Raw genomic sequence first — 14,811 nt, 5'->3', positions numbered from 1 at the left:
CGCACGGAGTGAGCGAGCGCGCACCGTGCGCGGGTCAGGCGTACCGCTGCGCCGCGTGGAGGGCCGCCCCCGTGTACGACCCGCCGAACAGGAACACGTGCAGCAGCAGCGGCGCGAGCTGGTGGAGCTCGACGCGCTCCTGCCAGCCGTTGGCGAGCCGCGACTCCCGGTCGTAGGCGGCGAGCACCGTCTCCAACCGAGGCAGCCCGAACAGTCCGAGCAGCGCCAGGTCGGTCTCGGCGTGCCCGCCGTGCGCGATCGGGTCGATGAGCACCGCGCCGGTCGGTTCGGACGCGTCCGTCGGCCAGAGCACGTCGCCGGCCCACAGGTCGCCGTGCAGCCGTGCAGGACGGTCCCCGACGAGTGCGGGCTGCGGCGACCCGAGCGTGCCGTCCTGCACCCGGTCGGCGACCCGCTCGAACACGGCCGCCTGGGCGTGGTCGAACCCGCCGGCGTCGACGATTCGGCGGACGAAGTCGCGGATCCGGTACTCGGCGAAGAACGCGCCCCAGGTACTCGGTGCATGCGCAGCGTCGACGAACGGGGTGCGGGAGCGTCCCATCCGGAGCGCGGAACCCGTCGTCCAGCCGGCGGGCGGTGCGCCCCAGTGGTCGGCGCCGGCGGCGTGGGTGTGCGCGAGGGAGCGTCCGAAGCGCTCGGCCTGTGCGGCGGTGGGGGAGCCGTCGGTGATCAGCTCGAGGTCGAGCACGGTCGGGCTCGGCCGGTCCAGCACCCGCGCGATCCTGGTGCCGCCCGTGTCCTCGGCCGCTGCGAGCCAGACGAGTCCGGCGGCTTCGGCTGCCGCTTCGTCCGGGGTGGTGAAGGTCTTCACGTGCGTCTCGGCCATCGGTCCATCCTGCCGAGGGGCCGTCGACGTCCGTTCAGCGCACGGTCATCCGGCGAGGAACCGCAGATGTCGTTCCACCCGCCCGGCGAACGTCGGGCAATCGGCGTCACGGAGCGCCCCGGGCAGGCTCTTCCGTGCGCCGCGGGGACGGCTGGACCAGTACCGCGCCTGCTCGCGTACGACGTCGCGCACGATCCACGGCGCCGAGTCGTCGACCAGGCTGAAGAACTCGTCACAGCGGTACACCTCGTACATCGCTGCATCCGTCGCGCGGAGACCACGGTCCTGCGTGAGGAGGACGTGCGCCCCGCAGGCGATCGCGGCGGCGTGCACGTGCCGGTCGTCGGGATCGGTTCCGTGGTACTCGACCGTGGCGTCGAAGTCGTTGACGAGCTCGTCGATCGAGTCGAGGATCGCTGCTCGCAGCCGGGAGACGGCCGACCCGGGCCTGTCGGGGTGCAGTCGGCGGAGGGTGTGCGTGGTCTCGGCCAGTACGTCCTCGGTCGTGTGGAGCTGGAACATGCCGTCCGTGTGCAGTCGGAGCAGGCACGTCCAGTCTCGCAACGTCCGGCTGCAGAAGACGTTCGCATCGACGAAGACCCGCTGAAGCATCACATATCAAGCCTAGTGCGACCGGGTGTCAGTCGAAGGCCTCACCGGACTCGAGCAGTTCGCGAGCTGCCGCTGCGCGGGCGACCCGTCGTGTGTCTCGGGCTGCGAGGACGTCCGCGCGCCGGAGCCGGTGGTGGGTCCCGACGGTGTGTGCAGCGATCTCACCTCGGCCGATGGCCTTCATCAAGGTGGGCCGGGAGATCCCGATGACGTCGACGGCGACGGTCGTCGTCATCTCGTCGGGGAAAATGCTCGTCGAGATGCCAGCCCCGTCGGCCATGCTGCGGACGAGGTTCGCGACGAAGCCCCCGAGTCGCTCCGGGAGCACGAGTTCCGTGCCGTCGTCGAGGTGGAGCTCGACGGTCGCGACCTGTCGATCGCCGGCGCGCTCGACGATGTCGACGGCCTCGGCGCGAGCGACCTCGTCGACGCGGAGGGGTCGTCGTGTCGTCGTCTGGCGCATCGGGTCTCCGTCTCGCGTCCGTTGGTGGGCAACTGGCTCAACGGTACCGGGGTTGCACTTGCAAGTGCAACCTGTCAGACCGCGTCGACCAACGCCCTCGCCAGCGGGTGCCACTCGCGCGACGACGGGCCGCTCAGCACCAGGGTCCGCTCGAGTCGCCGGGCCATCGGCACCATCACGAGGTCCGGCGGCAGCATCACCCGGCCGAGCGTCGGCACGATCGAGACGCCTTCGCCCCGTTCGATCATCCCGAACATGGTGCTCATCTCCCGCACGCGGTGGGCGTACCGGAAGGGGCGTCCGTCGAGCTCGTGCAGCTTCTGGATCTGGTACTCGCACCCGCCGCCGCCCGCGACCAGGCCGTCCTCGTGCAGGTCGTCGAGCGTGAGCGCGGGCAGCTCGGCGAGCGGGTGGTCGCGTCGGACGACCGCGGCCATCTCGTCCCGGGCGACGACGACGCCCCCGGCCGGCACCGGCGCGGGGTCGACGAGCACGGCTGCGTCCACGGTGCCGCTCTCGAGCCACTCGGGCATCTCGTCGTCGTCGCCCTCGTAGACCTGCACGTCGACGTCGGGCAACGTCACCGCCCACAGCTCGCGGAGCCGCGGCAGCAGGCCCTGGCAGACGGTGGGGACGGCCGCGAGTCGCACGGTGCCGCGCGCCGTGGCGGGCCGGACCACTGCCTCCAGGGCGTCGACCGAGGCGAGCACGCTGCGGGCGTGGGCGAGCAGGCGGTCGCCCAGTGGGGTCGGGACGGCGACCGCGCCGCGCTGGACGACCGGCCCGCCGACCTCGCGCTCGAGCCCGGCGACGGCGTGCGAGACGGCCGACTGGCCGACGCCGAGCACGGAGGCCGCGGACGTGAACGACCCGGCGTCGAGCGTGGCGACGAACGCACGGAGCTGGGGGACCGAAACGGGCATGCGTGCTCCTCATGTCGGCATGAACCCCATGCGTTTGCCGCATGGGTGTTGGTGGTTCGACACTAGGCCACATGAACGCCCTCCTCTACGGTCTCGTCGCCCTCACCTGGGGCTCGAGCTTCCTCTTCGCGAAGATCGGACTCGACGGACTCGCACCGCAGCAGGTCGCCACCGTGCGGACCGTCCTGGGTGGGGTGACGCTCGTCGTGCTGCTGCTCGCGACCCGTCGGCGCTGGCCGCGCGAGCCCCGCGTGTGGGCGCACCTGGCGGTCGTCGCGTTCTTCCTGAACGCCCTGCCGTCGTCGTTGATGGCGTGGGCCGAGCAGACCGTGCCGTCCGGGCTCGCGAGCATCTACAACGCGACGACCCCGATCATGACGCTGGCGGCGCTCGCGGTGCTCGTGCCCTCCGAACGGCTGCGGGGCCGGCAGGTGGCCGGGATCGTGGTCGGCATCGTCGGCGTGCTGGTGCTCGTCGGTCCGTGGGACCTGCTCGGCGACCCGGCCGTCCTGGCGAGCGTCCCGGGGCAGGTCGCGTTGCTCGGCATGACCGCGTCCTACGGCATCGGGCTCGCCTACCTGCGGCGCGTGGCGGTGGGCAGCGCGTACGACCCGGTCACGATCGCGACGGTGCAGCTCACGCTGGCGTCCGGCATGCTCCTGCTGGTCGCGCCCGCAATCGCCACCGGCCCGGTACAGCTGGACGGGAGGATCGTGGCCGCGATGGTCGCGCTCGGTTGCGTCGGCACGGGGCTGGCCTACGCGTGGAACACGCGCCTGGTGCAGGCGTGGGGCGCCGGTCGGGCGTCGACGGTCACCTACCTGACGCCGGTGGTCGGCGTGGCGCTCGGCGTGCTCGTGCTCGGTGAGCGCGTGCGGTGGAACGAGCCGGTGGGCGGACTGGTCGTGCTGCTCGGCATCGCGCTGGCCTCGGGGGTGCTCGGTCGCCGGAGTCTGCGTCGCCCGGCACGCCCCGCCCGTACGCTGGCCGGGTGACCTCTGGCCGGGACCCCAAAGTGGTGCGACTGCTGTTCGCCTCGTCCCACCCCGGTCCGACGGTCACGGTCACGGTGCTCGCCGCCGTGGTCGCCGCAGCCGTCGGACACCCGGTGTGGCTCGTGGTCCTGGTCGCGCTGACGGTGGTCGCCGGGCAACTGTCGATCGGCCTGGCGAACGACTGGATCGACGCCGACCGCGACCGAGCCGTCGGCCGGAGCGACAAGCCCGTCGCCCGCGGACTCATCGCGGTGGAGACGGTCCGCACGGCGGCGTTCGTGACGGCCGGTGCCGCCGTGGTCCTCTCGCTGTTCCTCGGGCCCGTCGCCGCCGTGGCGCACCTCGTGCTCGTGGCCGCGGGGTGGGCCTACGATGCCGGGCTCAAGCGCACCGTGTGGTCGGTCGTGCCGTTCGTCGTCGCGTTCGGGCTGCTGCCCGTGGTCGCGGTGTCCGCCGGTCCCGAGCAGCTGTGGCCGGCGTGGTGGGCGATCGCCACCGGCGCGGTGTTCGGCGTCGCGATCCACTGCACGAACGTCCTGCCCGACCTGGTCGACGACGCCGCCACCGGGGTCCGCGGGTTCCCGCACCGCCTCGGGCTCCGGGGAGCCGGGATCGTCGCGTTCGGGTCGCTCGTCGTCGCGGCCGGCCTGGTGCTCGGCGGACAGGTGCTCGGCGACGACCCGGTCCGCGGCATCGGGGTCGTGCTCGCCGTGGTCGGGGCGGTCGTCGTGCTGGCGCTCGCCGTGGTGGGGGTCCGGCTGGTGCTGGCGGGACGGGCGTCGCGGACCCTGTTCCGGCTCGTCATCGCGTCGTCCCTGGTGCTCGTCGTCGAGCTCGGGTTCGCCGGGGTGCGGCTCGTCGCCTGACGCGAGCCGGCCGCGCGCCGACGCGAGCCGTCAGGCCCAGCGCATGGCGTAGAGCCGAGCCAGGCCGTGCGCGGTCGGCAGCGACAGGACGGTCCGGAGCAGCGCCTCCCGTCCGATGGTGGAGACGGCACCGAGCGGACGACCGAGGCCCATGTTCGCCTCGGCCTGCCGGGCCGCACGGCGGGCGGCTGCCTGCCGGCGGGCGGCGTAGCCGGGCCACGGTCCGGCCACGCCGGTCCGGACCGCACCGGCGAGCAACGGCGCGAGCTCGGCCGCGTCGAGCCAGCCGAGGTTCATGCCCTGCCCGCCGATCGGGCTGATCTCGTGGGCGGCGTCGCCGACGAGCACGACCCGGCCGACGCCGACGCGGTCGGCCGCTCGGCGCCGCACCCGGAAGCCGCTGAGCATCGTGCAGGACGACGGATCCGGGACGACGCCGGTGCGTGCGGCGACGATCGCGGCCAGTCGTGCCGCCGGCTCCGGGTCGGGGGCCGCGCCGCTCGGGGCGAACGCCAGCGAGTCCGGCACCAGGGCGACGTACCGGCGCCGACCGTGCGGCAGGGGGAAGGACTCGACGACGCCTCCGGGGCCGACGTCCACCAGGGCGGCGGTCCGGGCGTCGGCGCCCTCTGGGTCGGCGAAGTCGCCCATCACGTAGCGGTCGGGGTAGTCACGTCCGGTGGTACCGATGCCGAGCAGGTCACGGACGACGCTCCGTGCGCCGTCTGCCCCGACGACGAACGCCGCCCGGACGGTGACCCGTGCGCCGTCCGGGCCGGTGCCGACCGCGTCGACGTGGTCACGGTGCCGGGACAGGGCGGTCACCGTCGTCCCGGTGCGCAGCGCTGCTCCGTCGGCAGCGGCGAGCCGGTCCCGCAGCAGGGACTCGGTGCGGTGCTGGTCGAGCGTTGCGACGTACGGGTGGGTGTCCGAGGCGCGGTCGAAGGTCAGCGTGCCGAGCGTCCGCCCGCGGCTCCGCGCGACGCCGGTGCGCACGAGGGTGGCCTCGGCGAGCACCGGGACGTCGAGCCCGATCGCGGCGAAGGCATCGAGGGACGGCGGGTGGATGCCGATGGCGCGCGACCCCTCGGGTGGACCGGGGCGGCGCTCCCACACCTGCACGGCGATGCCCCGCGCAGCCAGCAGCGCGGCGAGGAAGAGGCCGACGGGACCACCGCCGACGACGAGGACGTCGGTGCGCTCCGTGGTCACGGGCCGAGCCTACGGTCGGGCACGCTCCGGGGCACTCAGTGAGCGGGGTGCACCAGCGTCGCCAGGGCGTCGAGTCGTTCGTGCACGATCGCAGCGAAGGGGCGGTCCTCACCCGGGGCGATCCACTGGGCGAAGGACAGGTGGAACACCGTCACGGCGGTCTCGGCGGCCATCGTCGCCGCCGGTTCGGGGACGCCGCGCTCGCGCATGACCTCGCCCAGGCGTGCCTTCAGGGTGGCGAGCTTGCCGAGCTCCCGTTCGCCGAGCGCTGCGTTCGCGTCGATGATCGTCTGCCGGGCCCGCGACCACGACCGGCGGTCCTCGGGGAAGAACCCGGCGGCGGCGTCGAGGGCGCGTCCGACCAGGTCGAAGGGCGCCGCGTCGGCCGGGGCGGCCGTGATCGGGTCGACGAACATCGCGAGGAAGTCGTCCTGGCCGGCGAACAGGACCTCGCGCTTGTCGGCGAAGTGCCGGAAGAAGGTGCGCTCGGTGACCTGGGCCTCGGCGGCGATCCGCGCGACCGTGGTGCCGTCGTAGCCCTCGGACGCGAAGAGCTGCAGCGCGACCGCCTGCAGTCGTTCACGCGTTCCGGGTTGCCATCGAGCCATGCACAGAGTCTACTGAACAGGACACCTTGATGACAGCGGCTGACATCGAGTGCTACGGTGATGTCAGTTCATGACATCACCGCCGTGGACACCTGCGAAAGGACCACTCATGCACGTGTTCGTCACCGGGGCCTCCGGCTGGATCGGCTCCCACACCGTCGACGACCTGCTCGCCGCCGGACACACCGTCACCGGGCTCGCGCGTTCCGACGCGTCGGCCACCGCGCTCGAGGCGAAGGGCGTCGCCGTCCTGCGCGGTGACCTCGACGACCTCGACGTCATCCGCCGGGGCGCTTCCGAGGCCGAGGGCGTGCTGCACCTCGCCAACAAACACGACTGGGCGAACGCCGCCGCCACCAATGCCAGCGAGCGGGCCGCCGTCGAGACCATCGGTGCGGCGCTCGTCGGCACCGACCGCCCGTTCGTCCTCGCGTCGGGCGTCGCCGGGCTCGCCCAAGGCCGCCCCTCGAACGAGACCGACGCCAACCCGTTCGTCGGGCCGGACAGCATGCGCGGCGGCAGCGAGAACCGCGGCTTCGACTTCGTCGGCCAGGGGGTACGCACGATCGCTGCCCGGTTCGCGCCCACCACGCACGGCACCGGTGACCACGGCTTCATCGCCGCGATCGTCGGCGCCGCCCGGCAGCGCGGCGTCTCCGGCTACGTCGGCGACGGCACGAACAGCTGGTCCGCCGTGCACGTCACCGACGCCGCCCGGCTCGTCCGCCTCGGTCTGGAGCAGGCGCCGGCCGGCACTCGGATGCACGCCGTCGCCGAGACCGCGATCCCGACCCGGGCGATCGCCGAGGCCATCGGCGAGGTCCTCGGGCTGCCGGTGACCTCGATCGACCCGGCGGACGCGGACGCGCACTTCGGGTTCATCGGCCGGTTCTTCGGCATGGAGATGTCCGCCACGTCCGACGCCACCCGCGAGCTCCTCGGGTGGGAGCCCACCGGCCCCGGACTGCTCGAGGACATCGCCGCCGGCGCCTACTCCGGCGTGCGGGTCGCGTAGGCGGCGCGGCTCGGGCCCGACTCGGAACGACGAGTTCGATGTCGCACGACGTCGACATGGTCGTTCCGAGTCGGCGCCAGCCCCACGCGCCCCAGCAACGGACGGGAGGCCCGTGGCGGCCCCGCCCCGCGCCTCCCGGCCGTCGCCGGTCCGAACCACGGCGCATGGTGAGCAGAAATGGTCGGGTTCAGTCACCGGACCCGACCATTTCTACTCACGAAGCGAACCGCGAAGCGACGCGCGACGCGCGAGCGCGTCGGCGCCGACTACTCGGACTTCTGCATCTGCCACGGCTCCGGCTCGCGGTCGCCGTTCGGGCGCACGGGCCGGACGTCGCCGACGATCGGGATCGCGCGCTTCCGCATGAACCACAGGTAGCGGACGAAGAAGTGCGACAGCGTCGACAGCCGGTTGCCGTTGCCGAGCAGCGACGCGATGTGCACCGCCACCCACGCCAGCCACGCGACCGGACCGACGAGCGTGATGCCACCCCGCAGCTGCGCGACCGCGGCGTTCGTACCGATGGTCGCCATCGTGCCCTTGTCGAAGTACTTGAAGTGCTCGGTGGGCTTGCCCTCGAGCAGACGCTTGATCTGCTTCGCGACGTGCCGCCCACCCTGCAGCGCCGGCTGGGCCAGCTGCGCGAGGGCCTCGGACTGCGCCGCGATGTCGCCGGCCGAGAAGATCCGCTCGGCGCCGTTGACGCGCAGGTCGTCGCCGACCTGGATGCGTCCGCCGCTGGTCTGCGGCAGGCCCCAGCCCGAGACCTCCTTGTGGGCGGCGACGCCGGTGGCCCAGATGACCTGCGAGGCGGGGATGAACTCGCCGTCGGCCGTCATCACGCCGTCGGTCTTGACCTCGGAGACGCCGGTGTTCAGCCGGAGGACGACGCCGCGCTTCCGCAGGACCTTGGCCGCGTACCGGCGCAGGCGCGGAGCGAACGGCTTGAGCAGTTCGCCACTGCGGTGCACGAGGGTGATCGTGATGGCACCCTTGTCCAGCTCGGGGTACGCCCCCTCGAGTGCCTGGTCGCGGAGCTCCGCGAGTGCGCCGGCCATCTCGACGCCGGTCGCGCCGCCGCCCACGATGACGATCTTGATCTCGTCGGGGCCCTGGTTCGCGGCAGCCTCTTCCAACCGGGTGAACAGCTCGTCGCGGATCCGCAGGGCCTGCGAGCGGGAGTACATCGAGTACGCGTACTCGTAGGCGCCCGGGGTGCCGAAGTAGCTCGTGTTCACGCCGTTCGCCAGCACCAGGTAGTCGTAGTGCAGGTGCTCGCCGTCGGACATCTCGGCGATGCGTTCGTCGGTCCGGATGCCGGTGAGCAGGCCGTGCCGGAACTCGGCGTTGTCCTGCTTGGCGCGCAGGCTGCGGAGGAAGTACGTCACATCGCCGGCGTTCAGCCCGCCCGTCGCCACCTGGTACATGAGGGGCTGGAACATGTTGTAGACGTGCCGGTCGACGAGCGTCACCCGGACGGGAGCGTCCGCCAGCTCGCGCATGGCAGCGACACCGGCGAATCCACCGCCGACGATGACGACGTGCGGGCGGGTGTCCTGGGGCATGCTGATCCGGCTTTCTTCGGTTCGTGAGGTGGTCACCCACGAGGGTACGCGCGCTGTGGACCGCTCCCGTCCACTGCCGACCGGGAGGCCCGGGTCGGCTCCGTCAGGCGTCGAGCCGTGCGTAGGTGCTCACGACGTTCCCCTTGCTCGTCACGGTGCTGTCGACCAGCCGCAGGCGCGTGGCCGGGTCGGTCGGCTCGAAGAGCTTCCGGCCGGAGCCGGCGATCGCCGGGTGCACCATCAGCTGGAGCTCGTCCAGGAGCCCCGCGAACAGCAGCTGCCGGACGACGCTCACGCTGCCGCACACCGCGATGTCGGCGCCGTCGCGTTCCTTGAGCTCGCGGACGAAGGTGTCGAGGTCGCCCGGGATCCTGGTGGTGTTCTGCCACGTCAGGTCGTCGCCGAGCGTCGTGGAGGCCACGTACTTCTCGATCGGGTTGATCCACTGCCCGAAGCCGTCGTCAGGGTGTGCCGGCCACCACTCGGACCACTCGAGGTAACTGTTCCTGCCGAGCAGGACGGTGTCGGTGCGGGCCATGAACGCGCCCATCCCGGCCCCGAGCTCGTCGTCGAAGCTGTCGTACTGGAACTCGTACGGGTCCTGCACGACGCCGTCGACCGACGTGAACAGCCCTGCGGTGACCTTGCGCATGGCCGGAGCGTACTGCGGATCAGCTGCCGGTGCCGCTGTTGCTGCTGCTGCTGCTGCCGTCCGTGCCGCTGCCGGATCCGTACCCGGGGAGCTGCCCGGTGCCGTTGCCCGGGAACTGGTTCGTGCCGCCGTTCGTGCCGGGCACCTGCGTCGTTGACTGGGACTGGTCCCCACCGATCGCATGCCCGATGGCGAAGCCGATGCCACCGCCGACGAGCAGTGCTGCGAGTCCGACGATCGCAGCCAGGACGGGCCAGAACCACGGCGGCTTCGGTGCGCTCTTCCGGCTCGTCGGGGCCGAGGCGCCGTACCACGGGGTGGCGCCGTTCGGGTCGCCCGCGTTCCAGGATCCGGCGTCGGAGCGGTAGGGCTGCTGGGCGTACTGGTTCGGTGCGGGTGCGTCGAGGGTCGCCGTGGAGGTCGGCGTCGGGGCCGAACCCCAGCCGGCCGGTGCCGCTGCCGAGGGAGTGCGGGCGGCGTTGCCCGGCTCGTGGCCGTTAGTGGGAGTCGTGTCGCTCATGGAAGGCAGTGCACACCGCGCCCCTATGTGCAGCCGATGACGAGCCTGACGCAGTGCTGCGAACCGCCGCGTACCCTCGGGGCGTGCGCGATGAGCTGGAGACGGACCCGACCACGTTCCGCACGGAGCCGGCGCGCACGGGCCGACCCGTGCCTCCCGGCATCCCGCTGGTGCGACGCGCGAGGTGGGCCGCACTCGACTGGTGGTACGCGATCTCGTGGCAGGTGCGGAGCCTCGGGCCCACCACCGCTGACGACTACCGGACCGGTGACGGCCAGCCCGTCGTGGTGATCCCCGGCGTCTACGAGACCTGGCACTTCATGCGGCCGCTCATGGACGCCCTGCACGACCGCGGGCACCCGGTGCACGTGCTGCCGGTGCTGCGGCACAACCTGCGGCCGGTGCCGGACTCGGCGCGCGACGTGTTCGCGTACCTCGAGGAGCACGACCTGCGGAACGTGCTCGTGCTCGCGCACAGCAAGGGCGGGCTCATCGGGAAGTACGCGATGACCCAGCTCGACGACCACGGCCGCATCGACCGCATGGTCGCCGTTTCGACGCCGTTCGCCGGGTCGGGCTACGCGCGACTGGCTCCGGTACGGCACCTGCGGGTGTTCCGGGCGGCCGACCCCGTGCTGGCCGGACTGGCGCGGGAGCTCGACGCGAACGCCCGCATCACCTCGGTCTACGGGGTGTTCGACACGCTCATCCCCGAGGGCAGTGAACTGTCCGGGGCGACGAACGTGCGGCTGCCGGTGGGCGGGCACTTCCGGATCCTCGGTGACGCCCGCACGCGCGCCGCGGTCCTGGCGGCCGCCGACCCGGCCTGAGGCGCGCCCGTCCCGTCCCCGCGCCCGTCCCCGCGCCCGTCCCGTCCCGTGTCGTGTCGTCCCGTCTCGTCTCGTCTCGTCCCCGAGGTTCCGAAATCTCGGCATGTCGGCGCTCGGATCGCCGCAGTTCGGAACCTCGGCGGAGATCATCCGGCATGTTGTGGAACCTCGGGGCGCGGCCAGCCTGCCTCAGGCCCCGGGCAGGAACAGGCAGAACGGGTGCCCGTCGGGGTCGAGCAGCACCCGGACGTCGTCCTGCGGTTGGAACGCGGCCTCTGTGGCACCGAGCTCCTCGGCGCGGGCGACGGCTGCCGGCAGGTCCTCCACCTGGAAGTCGAGGTGCAGCTGCATGCCGGGGGCATCGGCGGTGCCGGGCCAGGTCGGCGCGACGTACTCGGGCTCGTACTGCACGGACAGACCCGGGCCCTCGGCGGGGCGGATGCGGGCCCAGGTCGGGTCGTCCTCGTACACGGTCCACCCGGTCAGGGCGCCGTAGAACCGGGCGAGGGCGATCGGCTCCGGGGACTGCAGGACGGTCGCGGCGAGCGTCGGCATCGAGGCGTCTTCGCTGGTCATGCCGCGGAGCGTACGCCGATCAGCGATCAGCGATCAGCGGTCAGCGGTCGGCGACGCTCGCGCGCTCGACGATGCGGTGCGGCACCACCACGGTCTCGGGCGGCAGGCTCCGGTCCTCGATCCGTCGGGTCAGCAGGTCGAGTGCTGCCGTCGCGAACGCCCGCCGGTCGAACGACACCGTGCTGAGTGCGGGGATCGCGTACGCCGCACCGTCGATGTCGTCGAACCCGATGACGCTGACGTCCTCGGGGACGCGGACACCTCGGGCGGCCAGGACGTGCAGCACGCCGAAGGCGATCGAGTCCGTGAAGGCGAACACGGCGTCGGGCAGGGGGTGCTCGTCGAGCCAGGCCGCGAACGCCGTCGCTGCCGAACTCGTCGTCCAGGACGGCAGCGGCACCCGCAGTGCGGGGTCCGGTTCGATCCCGGCGGTGGCGAGTGCGGCGAGGTACCCGCGCTCCCGCAGCTCACTGGTGGCGGTGGGCTCGGACGCCCGGGCGGCACCGGCGACCGCGATCCGGCGGTGGCCCCGGGACACCAGGTAGGCGGTGACCTGCTCGGCGGCGGCCCGGCTGTCGACGTGCACCTGGTCGACGTGCTCGGGTTCGACCTCGCCGATCACGACGGTCGGCGGCAGCCCCTCGGTCGAGGCCAGGACGCTCGCGCTGAGCGACACCGGGTTGAGCACGAGGCCGTCGACGAGGTGGGCGCGGGCTCGTGAGACGAGTTCGCGCTCGCGGGCCGGGTCGTTGCCGGTCTGGTCGAGCTGGACGACCCATCCGCGCTCGCGGGCGAGTTCGACGAACCACTGCGCGAGTTCGGCGGAGTAGGCGCTGCCCATCTCGGGAAGGGTCAGGGCGATCGCACCGGAGCGGCCGTTCCGCAGCCCGCGGGCGGACAGGTTCGGCACGTAGTCGAGTTCGGCGACGGCCCGCTCGACGCGCTCGCGGGTCTCCGGGCGCACCACCACGCCGCCGTTGATGACGTTGGAGACGGTCTTCGGCGACACCCCGGCGAGGGTGGCCACGTCCCGCACGGTTGCGCGCATCGGGACGAGCGTAGCGCGGCCGGTCTCCGGTGGAGTCGTCGTGCGGGGCTGCGGGTGTGCGCTCACTGGAGCGTTACAACGATGGAAACGTTTGGCAACGGATTGCCACGTTGTAACTCCGCACGCCAGGGTCGCTGCAGGAATCCAACGGAGGAGGCCACCGAGTGACGAAGCTCGACGTCCGCGCGACGACCACCGCGCACACCGCACCACCACCCGACCCCGGGCTCCGCCGACGGAGCACGTGGCAGCGGATCCGCCGCGACCGGGTGCTGCTGCTGATGGGCCTGCCGGGAGTCGCCCTGCTGCTCGGGTTCCACTACCTGCCGCTGCTCGGGAACCTCATCGCATTCCAGGAGTACCTGCCGTTCGTGCCGCTCGGCCGCAGCCCCTGGGTCGGGTTCGAGAACTTCTCGGTGGTGTTCGACGGCAACGGCGAGTTCCTCGGCGCGCTCCGGAACACCCTCGTGATCACCCTCGTGCAGGTCGTGTTCGTGTTCCCCGCGCCGATCATCCTGGCGCTCATGCTCAACTCGCTGCTGTCCGAGCGGATCAAGGGCGTCGTGCAGTCGATCCTGTACCTGCCGCACTTCCTGTCGTGGGTGATCGTCGTCGCGGTGTTCCAGCAGATCCTCGGCGGCTCCGGGCTCGTGAACAACGCGATCCGTGCCGCCGGCGGTGACGCGATCGACTTCCTCGGCAACCCCGACGGGTTCATCGCCCTGCTCACCAGCCAGGTGATCTGGAAGGACACCGGCTGGGCGACGATCCTGTTCCTCGCCGTCCTCAGCTCGATCGACGCCAGCCTGTACGAGGCGGCGAAGATGGACGGCGCCTCGCGCTGGCGCCAGCTGTGGCACGTCACCCTGCCCGGCATGCGCGGCATCATCATCCTGCTGCTCATCCTGCGGCTCGGCGACTCGCTCACCGTCGGCTTCGAGCAGATCATCCTGCAGCAGCAGGCCGTCGGTCGTGCCGCCAGCGAGGTCCTCGACACCTACGTCTACAACAACGGCGTGCTCGGTGGGCAGTGGGGTGTCGCCGCGGCCGTCGGACTCGTCAAGGGCGTCGTGGGCGTGCTGCTCGTGCTCGGCGCCAACAAGCTCGCGCACGTCTTCGGTGAAGCGGGCGTCTACCAGAAGGAGTCGCGATGACCGCCACGCACACCGTGACCGTCCCACGGGCGAAGAAGCGCAAGCGCGGTGGCCCGGACGCGGCTCCGCTGCCCGGACGGCTGCTCACCGGAGCGGTCCTGCTCGTGATCTGCCTCGTGGTGATCCTGCCGTTCGTCGGCATCGTGTCGACGAGCCTCGCACCCACCAGCCAGGTGAACGACGCCGGCGGGTTCGTGATGTGGCCGAAGGGCTTCGACCTCAGCGCCTACGAGAGCATCTTCGCCGGCGGTGTCGTCACCCGGGCCCTGGTCGTGAGCATCGGCATCACCACCGTCGGCACGCTCATCAGCCTGTTCGTGAGCGCGATGCTCGCCTACGCCCTCAGCCGTCCGGGCTCCTACGGGTCGGGCGCCGTGCTCGGCCTCGTGCTCGTCAGCCTGCTGTTCGCGCCCGGCCTCATCCCGAACTACCTCGTCGTCAAGCAGTTCGGGCTGCTCGACTCGTACTGGGCGCTCATCCTGCCCACCGCCCTGAGCGCCTTCAACGTCATCGTGATGCGGTCGTTCTTCATGGCGATCCCGCAGGAGCTCCTCGAGTCGGCACGCATCGACGGCGCCGGTGACTTCGCGGTGTTCTGGCGGATCGTGCTGCCGCTGTCGAAGGCCGTCCTCGCCGTCATCGGCCTGTTCTACGCCGTCGGCTACTGGAACGCGTTCTTCAACGCGCTGCTCTACATCAACGACACCGCGAAGTGGCCCCTGCAGCTGGTGCTCCGCACCTACGTGATCAACAACGCGCAGCTCGGCGGCGCCGACCTCGGGGCGTCCGCCGATGCCCTCCCACCGCAGGCCTCGATCCAGATGGCGATCCTCGTCGTCTCGATCGTGCCGATCCTCATCGTCTACCCGTTCCTGCAGCGGCACTTCGCCAAGGGTGTCCTGACCGGTGCGGTGAAGGGCTGACC

At 72.0% G+C, this 14,811-nt stretch carries 17 protein-coding genes; 6 read left to right on the top strand and 11 right to left on the bottom strand.

Going from position 1 to position 14,811, the window contains the following annotated elements:
• Positions 1–34: 34 nt before the first annotated feature.
• From EDF28_RS11900 to EDF28_RS11885, 4 genes are all read right to left on the bottom strand, one after another.
• On the bottom strand, positions 35–847 hold the full coding sequence (locus tag EDF28_RS11900) for a fructosamine kinase family protein (RefSeq protein WP_123938416.1): 813 nt from the start codon (positions 845–847) through the stop codon (positions 35–37).
• A 45-nt stretch (positions 848–892) separates the two neighbouring features.
• Positions 893–1,459, bottom strand: coding sequence for a putative toxin-antitoxin system toxin component, PIN family (locus EDF28_RS11895; protein WP_235036020.1), 567 nt, complete (start codon positions 1,457–1,459; stop codon positions 893–895).
• A gap of 28 nt (positions 1,460–1,487) precedes the next feature.
• Positions 1,488–1,922 (bottom strand): excisionase family DNA-binding protein, encoded by a 435-nt coding sequence (locus tag EDF28_RS11890; RefSeq protein WP_221182561.1) that lies wholly within the window; start codon positions 1,920–1,922, stop codon positions 1,488–1,490.
• Between the two features lie 74 nt (positions 1,923–1,996).
• Positions 1,997–2,845 (bottom strand): LysR family transcriptional regulator, encoded by an 849-nt coding sequence (locus EDF28_RS11885; protein WP_123938414.1) that lies wholly within the window; start codon positions 2,843–2,845, stop codon positions 1,997–1,999.
• A 71-nt stretch (positions 2,846–2,916) separates the two neighbouring features.
• On the opposite strand from EDF28_RS11885, the gene EDF28_RS11880 reads away from it, so the two are divergent.
• Both EDF28_RS11880 and EDF28_RS11875 read left to right on the top strand, forming a co-directional pair.
• Entirely contained in the window at positions 2,917–3,840 is a 924-nt protein-coding gene (locus EDF28_RS11880; RefSeq protein WP_111084731.1) for a DMT family transporter, read from the top strand.
• Positions 3,837–4,706, top strand: a complete 870-nt coding sequence (locus EDF28_RS11875) for a UbiA family prenyltransferase (RefSeq protein WP_123938413.1) — start codon at positions 3,837–3,839, stop codon at positions 4,704–4,706. The genes EDF28_RS11880 and EDF28_RS11875 overlap by 4 nt, the downstream gene beginning before the upstream one ends.
• Positions 4,707–4,736: 30 nt before the next feature.
• On the opposite strand, the gene EDF28_RS11870 is transcribed toward EDF28_RS11875, so the two are convergent.
• Positions 4,737–5,918, bottom strand: coding sequence for an NAD(P)/FAD-dependent oxidoreductase (locus tag EDF28_RS11870; protein WP_123938412.1), 1,182 nt, complete (start codon positions 5,916–5,918; stop codon positions 4,737–4,739).
• A 35-nt stretch (positions 5,919–5,953) separates the two neighbouring features.
• A complete protein-coding gene (locus EDF28_RS11865; protein WP_123938411.1) occupies positions 5,954–6,526 on the bottom strand; it encodes a TetR/AcrR family transcriptional regulator in 573 nt (190 codons plus the stop codon).
• Between the two features lie 109 nt (positions 6,527–6,635).
• Here EDF28_RS11865 and EDF28_RS11860 point away from each other — a divergent pair, with 109 nt between their 5' ends.
• A complete protein-coding gene (locus tag EDF28_RS11860; protein WP_123938410.1) occupies positions 6,636–7,541 on the top strand; it encodes an SDR family oxidoreductase in 906 nt (301 codons plus the stop codon).
• Between the two features lie 266 nt (positions 7,542–7,807).
• On the opposite strand, the gene EDF28_RS11855 is transcribed toward EDF28_RS11860, so the two are convergent.
• From EDF28_RS11855 to EDF28_RS11845, 3 genes are all read right to left on the bottom strand, one after another.
• Positions 7,808–9,106, bottom strand: coding sequence for an NAD(P)/FAD-dependent oxidoreductase (locus EDF28_RS11855; RefSeq protein ID WP_111084726.1), 1,299 nt, complete (start codon positions 9,104–9,106; stop codon positions 7,808–7,810).
• A 103-nt stretch (positions 9,107–9,209) separates the two neighbouring features.
• On the bottom strand, positions 9,210–9,758 hold the full coding sequence (locus EDF28_RS11850) for a dihydrofolate reductase family protein (RefSeq protein ID WP_123938409.1): 549 nt from the start codon (positions 9,756–9,758) through the stop codon (positions 9,210–9,212).
• A gap of 19 nt (positions 9,759–9,777) precedes the next feature.
• Entirely contained in the window at positions 9,778–10,278 is a 501-nt protein-coding gene (locus EDF28_RS11845) for a hypothetical protein (protein WP_123938408.1), read from the bottom strand.
• An 83-nt stretch (positions 10,279–10,361) separates the two neighbouring features.
• Between EDF28_RS11845 and EDF28_RS11840 the strand changes: the two genes are divergently transcribed.
• The gene (locus tag EDF28_RS11840) at positions 10,362–11,108 is read left to right on the top strand and encodes an alpha/beta hydrolase (protein WP_308221997.1); all 747 of its coding nucleotides are present in this window, start codon (positions 10,362–10,364) and stop codon (positions 11,106–11,108) included.
• 189 nt (positions 11,109–11,297) lie between these two features.
• On the opposite strand, the gene EDF28_RS11835 is transcribed toward EDF28_RS11840, so the two are convergent.
• Together EDF28_RS11835 and EDF28_RS11830 are read right to left on the bottom strand one after the other, a co-directional pair.
• Positions 11,298–11,684 carry a VOC family protein gene (locus EDF28_RS11835; RefSeq protein WP_260154922.1) on the bottom strand — a complete coding sequence of 129 codons (387 nt, stop codon included), beginning with the start codon at positions 11,682–11,684 and terminating at the stop codon, positions 11,298–11,300.
• A 40-nt stretch (positions 11,685–11,724) separates the two neighbouring features.
• The gene (locus tag EDF28_RS11830) at positions 11,725–12,732 is read right to left on the bottom strand and encodes a LacI family DNA-binding transcriptional regulator (protein WP_123938407.1); all 1,008 of its coding nucleotides are present in this window, start codon (positions 12,730–12,732) and stop codon (positions 11,725–11,727) included.
• Between the two features lie 164 nt (positions 12,733–12,896).
• Between EDF28_RS11830 and EDF28_RS11825 the strand changes: the two genes are divergently transcribed.
• Complete coding sequence (locus EDF28_RS11825) at positions 12,897–13,886, top strand: sugar ABC transporter permease (protein ID WP_235036018.1); 990 nt, start codon at positions 12,897–12,899, stop codon at positions 13,884–13,886.
• Positions 13,883–14,809 carry a carbohydrate ABC transporter permease gene (locus EDF28_RS11820; protein ID WP_123291805.1) on the top strand — a complete coding sequence of 309 codons (927 nt, stop codon included), beginning with the start codon at positions 13,883–13,885 and terminating at the stop codon, positions 14,807–14,809. The genes EDF28_RS11825 and EDF28_RS11820 overlap by 4 nt, the downstream gene beginning before the upstream one ends.
• The last annotated feature ends 2 nt before the right edge of the window (positions 14,810–14,811 follow it).

The organism is Curtobacterium sp. PhB137 (assembly GCF_003814955.1).
Lineage (GTDB): Bacteria > Actinomycetota > Actinomycetes > Actinomycetales > Microbacteriaceae > Curtobacterium.
This window is presented reverse-complemented; position numbering and strand designations above follow the sequence as displayed.